General features: G+C 54.8%; 14 protein-coding genes and 1 pseudogene. 4 read left to right on the forward strand and 11 right to left on the reverse strand.

What is annotated here, in order from left to right; all coding sequences use genetic code 11:
* Nucleotides 1-147 precede the first annotated feature (147 nt).
* Together B0B09_RS15610 and B0B09_RS15615 are read right to left on the reverse strand one after the other, a co-directional pair.
* A complete protein-coding gene (locus B0B09_RS15610; RefSeq protein ID WP_076660857.1) occupies nucleotides 148-1,422 on the reverse strand; it encodes a ribulose-bisphosphate carboxylase large subunit family protein in 1,275 nt (424 codons plus the stop codon).
* Nucleotides 1,419-2,759 carry a four-carbon acid sugar kinase family protein gene (locus B0B09_RS15615; RefSeq protein ID WP_076660858.1) on the reverse strand — a complete coding sequence of 447 codons (1,341 nt, stop codon included), beginning with the start codon at nucleotides 2,757-2,759 and terminating at the stop codon, nucleotides 1,419-1,421. The genes B0B09_RS15610 and B0B09_RS15615 overlap by 4 nt, the downstream gene beginning before the upstream one ends.
* A gap of 129 nt (nucleotides 2,760-2,888) precedes the next feature.
* Between B0B09_RS15615 and B0B09_RS15620 the strand changes: the two genes are divergently transcribed.
* The gene (locus B0B09_RS15620) at nucleotides 2,889-3,716 is read left to right on the forward strand and encodes a phosphogluconate dehydrogenase C-terminal domain-containing protein (protein ID WP_076660859.1); all 828 of its coding nucleotides are present in this window, start codon (nucleotides 2,889-2,891) and stop codon (nucleotides 3,714-3,716) included.
* Between the two features lie 125 nt (nucleotides 3,717-3,841).
* Entirely contained in the window at nucleotides 3,842-4,528 is a 687-nt protein-coding gene (locus B0B09_RS15625; RefSeq protein ID WP_242654479.1) for an FCD domain-containing protein, read from the forward strand.
* Here B0B09_RS15625 and B0B09_RS15630 read toward each other — a convergent pair.
* Genes B0B09_RS15630 through B0B09_RS15640 form a run of 3 tightly spaced genes read right to left on the reverse strand, consistent with a single transcriptional unit; the run spans nucleotide 4,506 to nucleotide 8,150 of the window.
* A complete protein-coding gene (locus B0B09_RS15630; protein WP_076660861.1) occupies nucleotides 4,506-6,260 on the reverse strand; it encodes a D-apionate lactonase family protein in 1,755 nt (584 codons plus the stop codon). The two genes, B0B09_RS15625 and B0B09_RS15630, sit on opposite strands and share 23 nt — an antisense overlap.
* Nucleotides 6,257-7,273 (reverse strand): Gfo/Idh/MocA family protein, encoded by a 1,017-nt coding sequence (locus B0B09_RS15635; RefSeq protein WP_076660862.1) that lies wholly within the window; start codon nucleotides 7,271-7,273, stop codon nucleotides 6,257-6,259. The genes B0B09_RS15630 and B0B09_RS15635 overlap by 4 nt, the downstream gene beginning before the upstream one ends.
* Nucleotides 7,274-7,283: 10 nt before the next feature.
* Nucleotides 7,284-8,150, reverse strand: coding sequence for an ABC transporter permease (locus tag B0B09_RS15640; protein ID WP_242654472.1), 867 nt, complete (start codon nucleotides 8,148-8,150; stop codon nucleotides 7,284-7,286).
* Here B0B09_RS15640 and B0B09_RS18145 point away from each other — a divergent pair.
* Nucleotides 8,137-8,340, forward strand: coding sequence for a hypothetical protein (locus B0B09_RS18145; RefSeq protein WP_242654473.1), 204 nt, complete (start codon nucleotides 8,137-8,139; stop codon nucleotides 8,338-8,340). The two genes, B0B09_RS15640 and B0B09_RS18145, sit on opposite strands and share 14 nt — an antisense overlap.
* A gap of 8 nt (nucleotides 8,341-8,348) precedes the next feature.
* Here B0B09_RS18145 and B0B09_RS15645 read toward each other — a convergent pair whose 3' ends face one another.
* From B0B09_RS15645 to B0B09_RS15660, 4 genes are all read right to left on the reverse strand, one after another.
* Nucleotides 8,349-9,887 carry a sugar ABC transporter ATP-binding protein gene (locus B0B09_RS15645; RefSeq protein WP_076660864.1) on the reverse strand — a complete coding sequence of 513 codons (1,539 nt, stop codon included), beginning with the start codon at nucleotides 9,885-9,887 and terminating at the stop codon, nucleotides 8,349-8,351.
* A gap of 2 nt (nucleotides 9,888-9,889) precedes the next feature.
* Nucleotides 9,890-10,537 carry a DUF2291 family protein gene (locus B0B09_RS15650; protein ID WP_076660865.1) on the reverse strand — a complete coding sequence of 216 codons (648 nt, stop codon included), beginning with the start codon at nucleotides 10,535-10,537 and terminating at the stop codon, nucleotides 9,890-9,892.
* Nucleotides 10,538-10,606: 69 nt separating this feature from the next.
* Nucleotides 10,607-11,554 (reverse strand): D-ribose ABC transporter substrate-binding protein, encoded by a 948-nt coding sequence (locus B0B09_RS15655; protein ID WP_076660866.1) that lies wholly within the window; start codon nucleotides 11,552-11,554, stop codon nucleotides 10,607-10,609.
* Nucleotides 11,555-12,051: 497 nt separating this feature from the next.
* Nucleotides 12,052-12,354, reverse strand: a complete 303-nt coding sequence (locus B0B09_RS15660) for a carbon-nitrogen hydrolase family protein (RefSeq protein ID WP_165689346.1) — start codon at nucleotides 12,352-12,354, stop codon at nucleotides 12,052-12,054.
* A 27-nt stretch (nucleotides 12,355-12,381) separates the two neighbouring features.
* Between B0B09_RS15660 and B0B09_RS15665 the strand changes: the two are divergent.
* Nucleotides 12,382-12,750: pseudogene (locus B0B09_RS15665) on the forward strand (gamma-glutamyltransferase); the annotation flags it as partial.
* A 91-nt stretch (nucleotides 12,751-12,841) separates the two neighbouring features.
* On the opposite strand, the gene B0B09_RS15670 reads toward B0B09_RS15665, so the two are convergent.
* Nucleotides 12,842-13,525 (reverse strand): phytanoyl-CoA dioxygenase family protein, encoded by a 684-nt coding sequence (locus B0B09_RS15670; protein ID WP_131825039.1) that lies wholly within the window; start codon nucleotides 13,523-13,525, stop codon nucleotides 12,842-12,844.
* An 86-nt stretch (nucleotides 13,526-13,611) separates the two neighbouring features.
* On the reverse strand, nucleotides 13,612-14,004 hold the full coding sequence (locus B0B09_RS15675; RefSeq protein ID WP_076660869.1) for a hypothetical protein: 393 nt from the start codon (nucleotides 14,002-14,004) through the stop codon (nucleotides 13,612-13,614).
* Between the last annotated feature and the right edge of the window lie 24 nt (nucleotides 14,005-14,028).

Raw genomic sequence — 14,028 nt, forward strand, 5'->3', positions numbered from 1 at the left:
TGCGTAGCGCTGCGTGGCGCCGAGAAAACCGGCCATTGATGCTCTTTGCAACGAAGTTGGTGCAGGCAATTCACAGGTTGCGAACGAAGTTGCCATTCACCGCACGGGAGGGACGGCGTCCGCGCTATACTCATTTGGGGCGGTGTCTTAGAGATTGGAAAGTGTCAAGTTCGGTTTCTGGAAGGTCTCGATCGCTTTTCTGAGCGGTGAATTGGGCGCGGCAAATTCTTCTAGCGGGACGCCCAAGCGCGCGGCCTCAGCGGCGCCTCTTAGGCTCTTGACTCCGTCCGCAACGCCGCCCGGATGGCTCATTATTCCGCCGCCTGCGCAATAAATAAAGTCGTCATTGCCTAGCAGCTTTCGTGCCGGATCAACTTGCCAAACGGTTTGCCCCGATGAATACACTGGCATGGCGATATGGGCCGGACCACCATTATTGGAAATGGGTTGTTGGACCGATCTGGCCGCGCGGGCGACGGTGTCATCGCTTTCGGTAAATTTGTTCGCGAGGCCGTTTACATGCAGGTGATCGGCCCCGGCAAGACGCCACAACTTTTGCATCACCCCAAAGTCGATGCCAATGTCAGGCGACCGCGATAGTAAACCCCAACCTGCGCGGTGCCCGTGGATCAAGGCCTTGCTACGATCACGTACGGCGCGCAGTCCTGTCAGCCCGACAGAATTTACGCAGACCATCGCGCAGGTGGCGCCAGTACGGTCCATCGCGTCGAGGTTCCGCCACATCTGGTCTATCTCGTCGGAGATGTTCACTGCATATAGAACCTTTTTTCCGGTTCGATCTGCGTGATCATTGATGACACGCATGACGGCATTCAGGCGGTCTTGGAATGGGCAGTCAGGGCCGTTGGCCTGAAGCTCATCGTCTTTGATGAAATCAATACCAGCGGTCACGAGTATCTTTACGAGGTCAGCGGTTTCCTCGGGCGTGAAACCGATGCTGGGTTTGATGATTGTGCCAATCAACGGCCCCTTGTGATCGCCCATAAAGGTGCGGGTTCCCTCGGCACCAAATTGCGGGCCGGGATGATCGCGAGCAAACTGCTCTGGCAAATCGACGTCAATCAATCTGATGGCCGACAGCTCGGCCAGTTCGAACAGGTTGCCCGCAAGGGTGGACATCAACGTGGGCAGGGACGTTCCAAAATTGCCGATTGGCCAACTAATGGTGACAAGGCCTCGCTCGTATTTTTCGCCTGTTTTGCGGCTTGGCAATGACGGTGTTTTCGAGGCTCCGGTTAGTGTCACGCTTTCAACGCGCGCGCCTGATCGCTCTCGCAGTTCATCGGTTTCACTGGCGAGTCGAACAAAGGTGCCAGTTGATTGTTCACCCGCCAGAACAGCAGCCGCATGGGCAATCCCCGAAGGGGTTTCGATGTCATAGGTTGCCGTAATGCGGGTCATCGTTGTCCTCCTCCGTCGCGAATCCATCCGAAATAATCGGGGCTGCCCATCTGACCACCCTTTAGCGCAAGCTCCAATCCATCCATCAGTCCGTCCGCGTGGACCATGCACAATGACGCACCCGGAATTGTCGGGGCCAGCGCCGAAAGCGCGAAAATGCCAAGCTGTTTAGTGGCATAACCTGACGTATCCCCGCCAGAAATTACAGCGCGGCGGATGCCGCTTTCGGTTAGAATACGATCGAGAACTTCGCCCAAGGCCTGACCGATTTTCCGGTTCACTTTTGCCATGTCAGCACCCGCGTTTTTAACGGCGACATATAGGCTTGCAACGGCGGGATCATCGGGTCCTTCGGCGGTGAATATCAAGGGGTCGCGACCCGCCACAATCGCCGCAACGGCGTCCTGCACAATGTGGTCAATTTCTGCGAACAGTGCGTTGGCGTCCCCAACAGCCTGTGTGGCGTCGAAGCGAATTGTCTCGAATCCGTTTGCGCGGGACCATGAAATTTGTTCCGCGGTTATTGGCGACACGGATCCAGACACAACAACCATGCCATTCGCGCGGCCTACGCCCTTGGAAGGTGTTGTCGGTTCTATCTCCCCTGTTTCGACCCAGTGACGCACCAGCGCGTATTCAACTCCCTGAGAGCCAACTACAAACCTGTTCGCATCACGTCCTTCCCAAATCATTCGCCCCGCCAAGGTTTCGCTGGTGGCATCTTGGCTGTCGAGAGTGGACACTTGGATCGCGTCAGGTCGCAACTGACGTAGCGCACCTGACCAAAGTGTCGCGTCGATTTTGTCTGATTGAGCAGCGATGTGACGTGCGACGTCGGATTCAGCCATAGGCGTAACAGGATGTCGTGCCATGACGGGATGTCGGTCCAGACGGTAAACCTGATCACCAAGACCCGCGAACAAATGCCCGAATACCTGAAAACGTTGCATCTGCGGCGCCGCGATAAGGACCGGAACCATCTGTGGCTCCGTCAAGTCTGCGCCAATTTCGATGGCTTTCCCGATGGACCCGATTTCGGGTGAAGAATCCAATGTTGAGCAAACTTTGTAATGAAGGAGAGCAGGTTTAAGCGCGAGAAGCGCTTCGAACGCTGGTGTTAAGGCCTCGGTCATTTCATCAGGAGAACTCGCTCGTGCGGTTGAAGCGACGCCAACCGCGCGCAGATCAGGGTACTTTGCAAGCTGCGCTTGCGTGGGCACATCCAAGAACAGCATCGCGGGGATGCCCGAGAAAGTAAGAACCTCCATCACTGCGGCGGCACCGGTGAAATCATCGCCATACCACGCAACAAGAAATCCGTCGGGGAGAGAATTCATCTTCGGTTCCTTTTTGAGGCGACGACCGTAAATCGGGCCCTTGACACTATGGCATACTTAGTAACTTATTATACCAGTTGTCAATTTGGATATCTGAACGACTGATTGACATGAAATTGGAGGTGTCGTGTGACAAAACTAGCTTTGTTTGGTGCGGGTGGGAAAATGGGTGTTCGGCTGTCCAGAAACCTTGCTACGTCGGAATTTGAAACGTTTCATGTCGAGGTTTCGCCACAAGGTCAGGCGAGGTTGAAAGAGGAACTGGGGTTTGATTGCCAAGACCCAGATGTCGCCCTTAAGGACGTAGATGTTGTTGTTCTTGCGGTGCCGGATACGGCTATCCAACAGGTGGCGGCTTCGATCATAGACAAGGTTCCATCGGGCGCGATGATCGTGTGTCTTGATGCAGCTGCGCCCTTCGCGGGGCACCTGCCCAAACGCGATGATGTGACCTATTTTGTCAGCCACCCATGTCACCCACCTATCTTCAACAATGAAGAAACGATGGAAGGCCGAAAAGACTATTTTGGCGGGATTGCAGCCCAACAAGGCATTGTAAACGCACTGATGCAGGGCCCTGAAAGCGATTACGACCTCGGAGAGAGAGTCGGCAAAACCATTTTTGCACCCGTCGCGCGATCGCATCGTGTAACGGTTGAACAGATGGCCCTCCTTGAACCCGGTTTGTCGGAAACGGTCTGCGCATCGCTGCTTGACGTGATGAAGGAAGCGATGGACGAGGTTGTCGCACGCGGCGTTCCAAATGAAGCCGCACGTGATTTTCTTCTGGGTCACATGAACATTCTTGGTGCCGTCATTTTCGGAGAAATCGAGGGGGTCTTTTCGGACGCTTGCAACAAGGCAATTAAGTTCGGAAAACCTGTTCTGATGCGCGATGACTGGAAGCGTGTATTTGAACCAGATGAGATCGCTGCAAGCATTGAGAGGATCACCTAGCCTTGCAATTCTGATCCGCTTGTAGCACCAGTTGATAAGTTTCGATTGGTGGGTGCCTGCGGCACCCGCACACCTAACGGATCAGGATGCGCACTATGGATGACTCTGACGGCAAAATTGTTCGCATGAAACTGTCGGATCAGGTGTTCGAGCGCTTGCGAGAACTTGTCGCGAGCGGCGAACTTGCGGCGGGCGACGTTGTCCCATCGGAACGCGTACTGATGGAACGCTTTGGTGTTGGCCGACCTGCGGTGCGAGAAGCCCTGCAAGCGATGCAAAGCAAGGGGCTGATTACGATCACGCACGGCGGGCGAAGCCGCGTTAACGCATTGACCGCGGGTATTGCGTTCAGTCAAGTCGATGACATCGCAAAACTGTTGCTCTCCAGCGAACCGTCCAACGTTGACCACCTCAAGCAGGTCCGACATCTCCTTGAATTGGGGACGGTGCGTATTGCTGCGCAGAAGTGCCGTGCAGCAGATGCTGATGATCTTGTCGCGCTTATCGATAAGCAACGTGCCAATCTTGGCAGTGCCGAGGCGTTTATGAAATCCGACATCGCTTTTCACACCCGTCTGGCGTTGATCACAGGGAACCCGCTGATCCATTCCATCACTGAAATGATGCTAACGTGGTTGTTTGAATACCATTCGTCATTGCTGTTGTGGTCGGGACAGGAACAAAAGACACTGGACGAACACGTAGCGATTGTTAACTTCTTACGTGCCAATGACGATGAGGGCGCGGTCCGCGCGATGGACGATCACCTCAATCGTGCAAACTCTAGGTTTACGTCGTCTCCGGCGCGTTAGCGGCCGTAATTGACCACGCGTAGGGGGCAAGTGTTTGCTGCGCTTTCGCTGTTAGGTTTGCTTTCAAATCCAAATTCCCGATGCGTGCTTCGGCGCGCCCGTGGGCAACCTGCGCACTATGGACTTTCAGCCCTGCGCACTCGGCCAAGCCTTTGAGGGCTGTTGAAATTGGCCATTGCCCGTCATCGGCAATCACACCACGCGGGCCGTAAAGGGCAGCGGGTGTCCAAACAGACAGTCCTGCTGGCGCGAGTGCGCAAGCCAAACCGATGACATAGGCAGCGCCAAACGTGCCGCGATGGCGCGGGTCATCATGGGCCATGCAAATACGTTCATTGTCGGGGTTTGGAATAGTGCGTGTACCGTATGGGTTTTGGCGCATGGCAATCGTTGCCGGCCCGATCCGGTATTCCATGTCGCCGAATATCGCACGGGCGCTGCGGGTGATATGCGGAATTGCCGCAAGGGTTTCCATCACAGAGATATCGTCGGCCGCGTGCACGATTGGGCACAATCCGTGGCTTACAAAATCCAACGTTTCGAGGGGCGGTCGTTTGCGGTTGAGTTCAGGGAAGAGACTTACCATGCCGCCGCCACGCGTCACGTCAGGAAACGCGCGCGATGCAGCGTTGTGAATGGCGGCCAACGGCGGGCAGTCAGGCCATTCAGATCCAGGAGGAGTGGATTGGCGATCGACTGATGGGCAAACAAGGATACTGTCTGGCGCAAAGCCAGCGTCGCGCATTTGCGCAGCCAGCATATTCAATTCTGTGGCAGGGTCAGCGTTGAAAAGGCAGATCAATTCGAGATCGAAAACCTGATCGGGGCAAGCGTGCTGCGCCGCTGCGAATGCCTCGAATTGCGCGGTTGTATCGCCAAGTTCCGCATCAAAATGGCAGAGCAGCCGCTGAGGATTCACAAACGTAACGTCACTGGGTTTATCGGCCAATCGCAGTGCATCTTGCGCGCTAATGACCAGTGCCATTTCCGGAAAGATGGCGCCAATTTCACCCGTTTTAACCGGCAACGCGGGACTGATCGCGTAAGGCGCCCACGTAAGCTCAACCGATTGCGACAGTCGCGTGCCATCCACGATGATATATGGCCACGGCAAGTCCAACGGGCGGTTATAAGTCTTAAATGACGCATCGCCCCATTGCCGTTGATCTTCCATCTCGAAAGTGTCGCCATGAAAGGCACAACACAGCTCGGCGCTGCCAACCTGGTTGGTGAGGGCTGCTATATCCATAAAGGGGCGCCAAGGGTGGATCAGATCAGGAAAGGCGCTGTCCTCACTCGATCCGTCACTGTGTTTCACGCGGACGGGTTGACCGGCGACATCCGCGATCGGGTGAAGAACGGTGAACCCTGCGCGGTTCGTTTCAAACGATCCAAGCGCGTGCCCCGTAGCTGACATGACAAGGCTTTCAGGGCTGACATCAATGGACACACGCACGGACAGTTTTGAATCGTTACTGTTGAACACTGCATCATAGCTGATCCCCAAGGTCGTGTCGGTTTGGGAAACCTGCAAATTGTCGAGCGCCGGCACTAAAGTGCCCCAATCGCGATCTCTGACCAGAAACGCGATGTTGCGAATGGCTTCGTGGCCCTGCAACGCGATGTGCCGCAACGCGCCGTCCTCAAGCGTGAAAGACCACGGACCAACCGCGTAGTGTTGCCCCTCAACAGGGGGCTGGTCGGTCCCGAACAGGGTAACGGCGTCGCTCATACGTCTGCAAGTGACACGGTGCACCCTTGTTCTGCGGCCATATACGCAGCTTCGACCAGTGCCAGTGTCTTGAGGTTGTCAGCGCCGGATGTTTCCGGCTGACGTCCTGAGTTGATGCAATCAACGAAGTGCTGCTGAATGGTCAGCACACTTTCTTGAATATTGTGCCACGGCTTTTGCGCCCACGGCAGAAGTGGCGGGGAGACGTCAGTTTGCGTCTCACCTTCTGTCTGCACTGTTAGTCGATACCCGGCATCAAGGCGCAAGGTACCGAGGGTGCCGTCAATTTCCAGCAAGGATTGCGGGAAGGTCTCGGGCGATCGTTGTGTGGCATAAGAACAATCAACAAAACTCGTGGCGCCATTCTCATGGGTCAACATCATCGTCGCGACGTCTTCGCCGTTTATGTTGGGGTTTATGCGCCGCGTGGTCGCTGCGATCTGTGTGGCATCGCCAAATAAGGCACGCGAGATGTCGAGAATATGAATCCCGAGGTCCTCGATAATGAACCGCTTGCCTTCCGCCAGATAAGGCTGGCCTGAAAACACGTCATAACCTGATCGAAAACTCACGCGCCCGAAAAAGGGCTTACCGATGGTGCCAGACTTAACGACATTCAAAGCGGCTTGAATGGGGGACTGCCAGCGAAAGTTCTCATGCACCATGAGGGTTTTTCCGACCGTCTGTGCAGCATCAACCATGGCGCGGGCGTCGGCCATATTTTCAGCGAAAGGTTTTTGGCAGATGATATGAACGCCCGCTTTCGCGGCAATTTCCACCAAAGTACGGTGCGATCCGACGGTGGTCGCAATATCGACGAAATCAAAGCCACCCTCATCGAACATCTTCGCGGCATCGGTGTAGCGGCGTTCAACACCAAAAGCACTGCCGCTGGCGTTCAGTCGTTCTGCGTCTTGATCACACAACGCGACGATTTCAACACCGTCAATGTCGCGCCAAGCCTCTAGTTGGTTCTGTGCGAAAAACCCGCACCCGATAACTGCGCCTTTCATGGCCTCTCCCTTAGCTGTCGATTGCCGATTGTGCCTGCAGCGCAACGCGGGCCTGCACCTTTTGTTGGGCTTGGTCGATAACCACTGCTGCGATGATAACGAGGCCTTTGATAACGGTCTGCCAGAATGAGGACACGCCCATCATGACCAACCCGTCCGACAGGACGCCAATAACGAATGCACCGATGATTGTGCCACCAATACGGCCACGACCACCCGACATTGAAGTGCCCCCAAGGACCGCCGCAGCAATCGCATTAAGTTCAAATGTGTTGCCTGTGGCAGGGTGAGCAGCGACCAATTGCGACGAGATAATTAGCCCGACCAAAGCAGCGCAAAAACCAGAGAAGATATAGACAAAATACTTGGTGCGGTTGACCTTGATACCGGACAGGCCAGCGGCGCGTTCATTGCCACCTACCGCATAGATATGACGGCCGAGTGGTGTGCGCGTAGCGATGTAGGCCGCCAAAAGCCCGACAGCGATCAGCATGACAATAGACACAGGCACGCCCAGTATTTCACCGGCACCGATCCAACGGAACGTGTCTGACCCGTATTCTGGATTGCCGTTCAGGTTTGGAAACGTCCGCCCATCAGAGCTGAGCATCGCAGCCCCACGTGCAACGTAAAGCGTCCCGAGTGTGGCGATAAAGGGGGCCACATTTAGCTTGGTTATCAGGAACCCGTTAATCGCACCGATGAACACGCCCACCGCAATGACCAGCAAACAAATCTCGAACGTGTTGAACTGAATGGACCATCCCAGCCCGATGTCGATACCGTTTAGCACCAGATATCCCGCCACCATGCCACACAGTCCGACAATTGAGCCGACAGACAGGTCAATGCCGCCCGACACAATGACGAAGGTCATTCCGATCGCCAAAAATGCATTCAGCGCCACGTGTTTGGACATGATCACCATATTTGCGGTCGACAAAAAGTTTGGCGCGTTGAAAGCAAAGAAGGCAAACACCAAGATCAGGGCGATGAATGTTCGCGCCTTTAGCAAGATCAACAGGACATCGGGGCTTGATGGCGACGATGGGGTAGAAAGTGATTGATCGGCCATTCAGACGTGCTCCTTGTTGCGGCTCGCGGTGGCATGGCCAATGGCCGATGCCTCGACCAATGCGCCGTTCGTTGCTTCTTTTCGGTTGAATTCACCGGTGACCCGTCCGTTGGACATCACCAAGATGCGGTCGGACAGGGACATGACTTCGTCGAGGTCCGAGGTCACGAAAATGATCCCCAGACCATCGGCGGCAAGCTTGCGCATGACGCGAAAGACTTCGGCCTTGGCGCCAATGTCGATCCCGCGCGAGGGTTCATCCATCAGCAAGACCTTGGGGTCGGTCATCAACGCCTTTGAGATGACGACCTTTTGCTGGTTCCCTCCTGACAGTGACGAGACCGCGTGTTCTGCCGAGGCGATTTTGACAGTCATGCGTTTAACAAATTCCGCGACTGTTTGACGTTCGCGGGTCAGGCTCATGTAAAGACCACGGGTGAATTTCTTGAGGCTGGACAGCGTCATATTCTCGCGGATTGAAAGAATTTCAACCAGCCCGTCGTTTTTGCGATCTTCTGGAATAAGCGCGAGACCGCGGCCAATACGGCCTGCGACAGTCTTTTCCTTGAGGGGAACACCGTTTACGTACATCTCGCCCCGCGCGTGCGGGTGACGGCCAATGACGCATTCGAGGAACTCGGAACGTCCCGCCCCCATAAGCCCATACACCCCAAGAATCTCGCCCTGTTTCAGGGAGAGTGAAACATCATCGACCAACAGCCCACCTGCTGGGCTGCCCAGCGAGACATGTTCGGCGCGAAACACTTCATCGCCAAACGGGTGATCAATTTCTTTGGCAAAATCCTTGCCGCTTTCACCGATCATATTGCGCACGATCCAATCGACATCGACGCCTTTCATGGATCGCGCCCCTGTAATGACGCCGTCACGCAGAACGGTGATGTAGTCCCCGATGCGGATCAACTCCTCTAGCCGGTGCGAAATATAAACGATGCCAACGCCGTTGGCCTTCAAATCTGCGATGACGCGAAACAGGATTTCCACCTCAGCAGCGGACAGTGCCGAGGTTGGCTCATCAAGGATAAGGATACGGGCGTCGTGGGCCAAAGATTTTGCGATTTCAACGATCTGTTGCTGACCGACCCGCAAATCGCCGACCAGATCGTCAGGGTCGATGTCCTGCTCAAGACGTTCCATCAAGGCGCGGGTCTGTTCCCGTTGCGCGGCCTTGTCGATGTCCACGCGGCCACGGGTTTTTTCACGGGCGATGAAGATGTTCTCGGCAACCGTCAGATTAGGGAACAGGTTTAGTTCTTGAAAAACGATCCCGATACCATGGCGGCTCGCTTCTTCTGTGGTTTTGAACATGACTGGTTTATCGTCGATCAGAATTTCTCCGCTGGTCAGCTGTTCCACGCCCGAGATGACCTTCATCATTGTTGATTTGCCCGCGCCGTTTTCTCCTACAAGGACGTTGACTGCACCCATGTGCAGGTCAAAATCCGCAGCGCTTAGCGCAACCGTGCCAGGATAGACCTTGGTGCCGTTTCGAATGGAAAGACCGATAGGGTGTTTCATCGTCACTCCCCGACGGTCATCGCGGTGGGGACCACCTCAAGCGTGCTGTTCAGGTCTCTGAAGGTGAACATGCCTTCAAACGCTACGGTTTGGCCGACAAGATCACCCTCTGGGATCGTCAGTCGTTCATGGGCCATCGCGTTCAGACCATTGCCAAGCTTAGCAAATTCGATCTGGTCGCGGAAATCACTGAAAAGCAGGAATGGCATCGCATCGCGCAGCGTGGTGCCGCGAACGATTGGACCAAGCTGCAAGGTCACATCGATTTCGCGGTCGCCGTCGGTATCAAGATGGAGCTTGGCCGCACGGCTTTCGGTTTTGGCTTCGATAATCGTGCCAGTGCCAGAGATCGCAAAGTTCCACGGGTTCGCTTCGCCTTCGGGGCGCAAACCATGCGCGTCGCCAGCGGCGTCAACGTCTTGCGCGAGTGCGCTTCGTAATTCATCGAGCGGGACCAGATGCGCTGTGACTGTCGGCATCACATCGGTGTCCCAGATTTCGCGGGCATAGATTGCCATGCGTTCTTCATCCGTCAACGCGGCTTCGGCTTCGCTTGCATCATTAGGGTCAACGTTCTTTACGACTTTGCAGGCCGCAGTTGCCGTTAATGCGCTCAGTGCGATGGCGGAAAACAGAATAGTGTGACGCATGGGTCCCCCAGTTCATCAGGAATGAACCCGGCGGTGAAGCCGGGTTCGTGTATTTTGAAGTGTAGCGATTTACCCGCTAAGGGAGAATGTTTCGAGATCAGCTGCATTGTCCGCGTTGATCAGAACGCAATCCATCAGCTGCTTTTCTTCGAGCCCAGTGGAACCAGTCTCGATGTACATATCCGCCTGCTCAACCGCGATCTGCGCCTGACGATAGGCAGGCTGCAGAACCGTCGCCTTGATGCCACCAGCAAGAATGCTGTCGCGAACATCGTTGGAACCGTCAAAGCCCACAACAATCACATCGGCACGTCCTGCGGCTTCCAAAGCAGCCCAAGCACCCATTGCCATCGTGTCATTGCCGCAGATAACGCCCTTGATGTCAGGGTTTGCCTGCAGGATCGATTCCATCTTTTCAAAGGCTTCCGTTTGGGACCAGTTCGCAGACTGCTGCGCAACCATGACCAGATCAGGATATTGGTCGATGATGTCGTGATAGCCAGAAGACCGGATGCCGGCGTTGGTATCGGCTTCACGACCAACCAGTTCAACGTAGTTACCTTCTTCTTCCATGATCCGGACGAACTCTTCGGCGCCCAACTGAGCACCTTGGTAGTTGTTAGAAACGATCTGGCTGACGGCAATGCCTGTTTCTTTGATTTCGCGGTCGATCAGGAACGAAGGAATGCCCGCGTCCTTGGCACGCTGAACGGCAGCGACGGTCGCGTCTGCACCAGCGTTGTCCAGAATAATTGCAACTGCGCCACGTGCGATCGCTGTATCAAACAGCTCAGATTGTTTGTTTGGGTCATCGTCGTGAACAAGAACAATCGTTTCGTAGCCCAGCTCAATCGCGCGTTCTTCCGCGCCAACGGCCTCGGCCTTGAAGAACGGGTTGTCATGGCTTGGCGTTATTATCGCGATAAGGCCTTTGCCCTGTGCAAAGCCCATCTGTGCACTGGCGAGCGTTACGACACCCGCGAGCCCCGACATAAAAATACGACGGTTGGTTTTCATTGGTAGTCCTCCCTTTGTCTCAGCCAGCTATGCGCAAGACTGATTGAATGCTACCATTTCGACTGCAAGTCATATTGTCAACAGGTATGATGAGTATGTCAAAACGTGGACCAATCGCCCCTGAAGTAATCTTGCTCGCTCCTTGCATTACGATCCGTCGCGCGATGTTGGCTGGACTCGTCTCGTCCATCGGTCGGCATAGTGCTCTACAATTAATTGAAGATCGCGTCGTTCGGTTCGAGGGCTTTGTTCGTGAACGTCAACATCAGCTAGAAGCCAATCATCATTCTTTTTAACGGATCAAACTATTTGAGCCCATGGCCATCGATACAGATACAGACAAAGACAGTGCTTGCGGTAGCAAACGATGCGCGAGGGCTCTCGAACTTCAAGTGAAAGATCTCAATCGTATCTAAGGACCTAAAACGACCGCCTCACGATGCTTGCCGTGCGCCGATTTAGAGAAAGCCTGGGAACAAGCAGCGGCGAATAACCGTTTAGAGCCCGGTGTCGCCGATGCTGCAATGTGTCTGAACGGCAGCTTCGGTCACTTCGTTCGAGTAGTAGTCTTGAAATTTAGCCTGCGCTTGGCGTTTCCTAATCACCTTAAGGCGCAACACATCGGGACGCGGGTAATGACCTGCCTGATCCAGATTCTGGCGCTCTCCTCGGACGATTCCTGCGTCGATCTCCGCAATAATCAACGCTTCCTCGTTCAGCACAGGGTCAATCATCAACGTACCGTCGGGGGCCACAATTGTTGACCCGCCGTTAGATACCATTTCCGCACCATAGGACAATATGACATCAAGGTCGGGTGTATCTTCGGCAAACGCTCAATGCACACGATCATCCCCGCCATGCTGAAGAAAGACGGCAAGGTCCACATGCCCTTCGGCGTCATGGGTGGGCAGTACCAATCCACCGGGCACGCGCGCTTCGTCACCAACGTCACTGATTTCGGCCTCTCACCACAGGCTGCCATGGACGCGCCGCGCAGTTTTGCGGAAGGCGCGGAATTGCGGGTCGAAGACGGTTACAGCGATGCGGTCAAAGCCGAACTTGCCGCAATAGGCCACAACGTGGTGCGCCCCGACACAGCCATCGGGGGCTCACAGGCGATTCTGCTGCATGAAGATGGTGTGCTTGAGGGCGGCAGCGACCCGCGCAAAGACGGCTGCGTGATCGGGTATTGAGTGGCTGAACACTAGCAGGAAAGCGTTCTTAGATGTTAATTGAGTGGCCGCTTTGTGGACAAAGCGGAAGTATGATCCGCCAGCGTAAACGTCAGCTTTCGGATGATTGAACGCTCCATGATAAGGGCGGCGGCAGTCGGGACGGAGAAAAATCAATTCGAAACACTCTGCGTCCAGATTGTACTTTAGCTGGCTTGGAGGAATGCAGCGTTAGCATTTTAAGTATCAACACATCCCCACGTTCGGCCACGCATGTCTCAAGAGGGAACGTGTTTGCCACGTTTTCTGCATTGGCAGATGGAACAAATCCACTTGAATGGCTTCCGAGAGCGATCTCCATCGCGCCATTGAGTTGATCATTAACGTCCAGATGAATGCGAACAAATAGCATCTCATCCAAGATGGACTGCGGCGGTTCGCAATGCCAAGTGCCTGATTTATTGGTCCAATTGTTGTATCCGGCAATCTCTGCTTTCTCGGCAACTGCAATGACTCTGTCTTGATGCCACGGGACGCCCCAGTTGGCGCTTTCGGATTTGTTGAAAGCCACAATCCGTACAGGCATAGCATCGGGAGAGAGACGTCGCACAGCACGCAGCACCGAACTTTCCTCTGAAAGAGCGGCATTCAACCACTTTGAGAGATCAAGCCTTTGCCCTGCTTTGGTGGATGCTGTGATCGCGTTGTCAAAGAGCGTTAGATCCTCTTCCGAAATCGCATTTCTGAGCCAAACTCTTCCGCTACTTTCAAACTCACTAGCGAGTGATCGCGTCATGAACAAATATTTCCTAATATGATCCGGTATGTAAGCGGCCTTCGGCTACGTCGCAGAAACATGGCGACTTTGCGCTAAAAGCCCGTTCACCCCGCCTTTAACGACCGCAAAAACAACCCGATCCCGCCAACCAGCAGCACCAGTATCACGATCAGATCAAACGCGCTCATGCGCTCCAGTTGCAGTGTCATATTGGCGATCACACCAAAAATCAGGGCGACCAGTGATGCGCCGGCAATCCCCCAGCCGAGCCAGTTCTTGGCGTTATAAAAAATCATCCCGACGCCGAACATAAACGGGATCAGCACCATGCCAGATGTGATCGACACGCCGCCGATCCCAAAGACCCGCGCGCCGAAGCCAAAGTTCGGTCGCACCACGATCCCGTTCAGCAGCAGATAGCCGCCGCCGACCATCATGATCAGCCCGATCAGAAAGCTGCCGGTTCCGCCATCAGATCCACCTGCGCCACGTGCCATCCAAGTCTCCAGTTTTTCACTCTT

Origin of the sequence: Yoonia rosea (genome assembly GCF_900156505.1) — a bacterium.
GTDB classification, from domain to species: Bacteria; Pseudomonadota; Alphaproteobacteria; order Rhodobacterales; family Rhodobacteraceae; genus Yoonia; species Yoonia rosea.

Excerpts from the sequence above, each read along its gene's own strand:
- B0B09_RS15610 (WP_076660857.1), bottom strand. The coding sequence starts at position 1,422 with ATGACCCGCATTACGGCAACCTATGACATCGAAACCCCTTCGGGGATT.
- B0B09_RS15615 (WP_076660858.1), bottom strand. The coding sequence starts at position 2,759 with ATGAATTCTCTCCCCGACGGATTTCTTGTTGCGTGGTATGGCGATGAT.
- B0B09_RS15625 (WP_242654479.1), top strand. The coding sequence starts at position 3,842 with ATGAAACTGTCGGATCAGGTGTTCGAGCGCTTGCGAGAACTTGTCGCG.
- B0B09_RS15630 (WP_076660861.1), bottom strand. The coding sequence starts at position 6,260 with ATGAGCGACGCCGTTACCCTGTTCGGGACCGACCAGCCCCCTGTTGAG.
- B0B09_RS15635 (WP_076660862.1), bottom strand. The coding sequence starts at position 7,273 with ATGAAAGGCGCAGTTATCGGGTGCGGGTTTTTCGCACAGAACCAACTA.
- B0B09_RS18145 (WP_242654473.1), top strand. The coding sequence starts at position 8,137 with ATGACGAAGGTCATTCCGATCGCCAAAAATGCATTCAGCGCCACGTGT.
- B0B09_RS15640 (WP_242654472.1), bottom strand. The coding sequence starts at position 8,150 with ATGACCTTCGTCATTGTGTCGGGCGGCATTGACCTGTCTGTCGGCTCA.
- B0B09_RS15645 (WP_076660864.1), bottom strand. The coding sequence starts at position 9,887 with ATGAAACACCCTATCGGTCTTTCCATTCGAAACGGCACCAAGGTCTAT.
- B0B09_RS15650 (WP_076660865.1), bottom strand. The coding sequence starts at position 10,537 with ATGCGTCACACTATTCTGTTTTCCGCCATCGCACTGAGCGCATTAACG.
- B0B09_RS15655 (WP_076660866.1), bottom strand. The coding sequence starts at position 11,554 with ATGAAAACCAACCGTCGTATTTTTATGTCGGGGCTCGCGGGTGTCGTA.
- B0B09_RS15670 (WP_131825039.1), bottom strand. The coding sequence starts at position 13,525 with ATGACGCGATCACTCGCTAGTGAGTTTGAAAGTAGCGGAAGAGTTTGG.
- B0B09_RS15675 (WP_076660869.1), bottom strand. The coding sequence starts at position 14,004 with ATGGCACGTGGCGCAGGTGGATCTGATGGCGGAACCGGCAGCTTTCTG.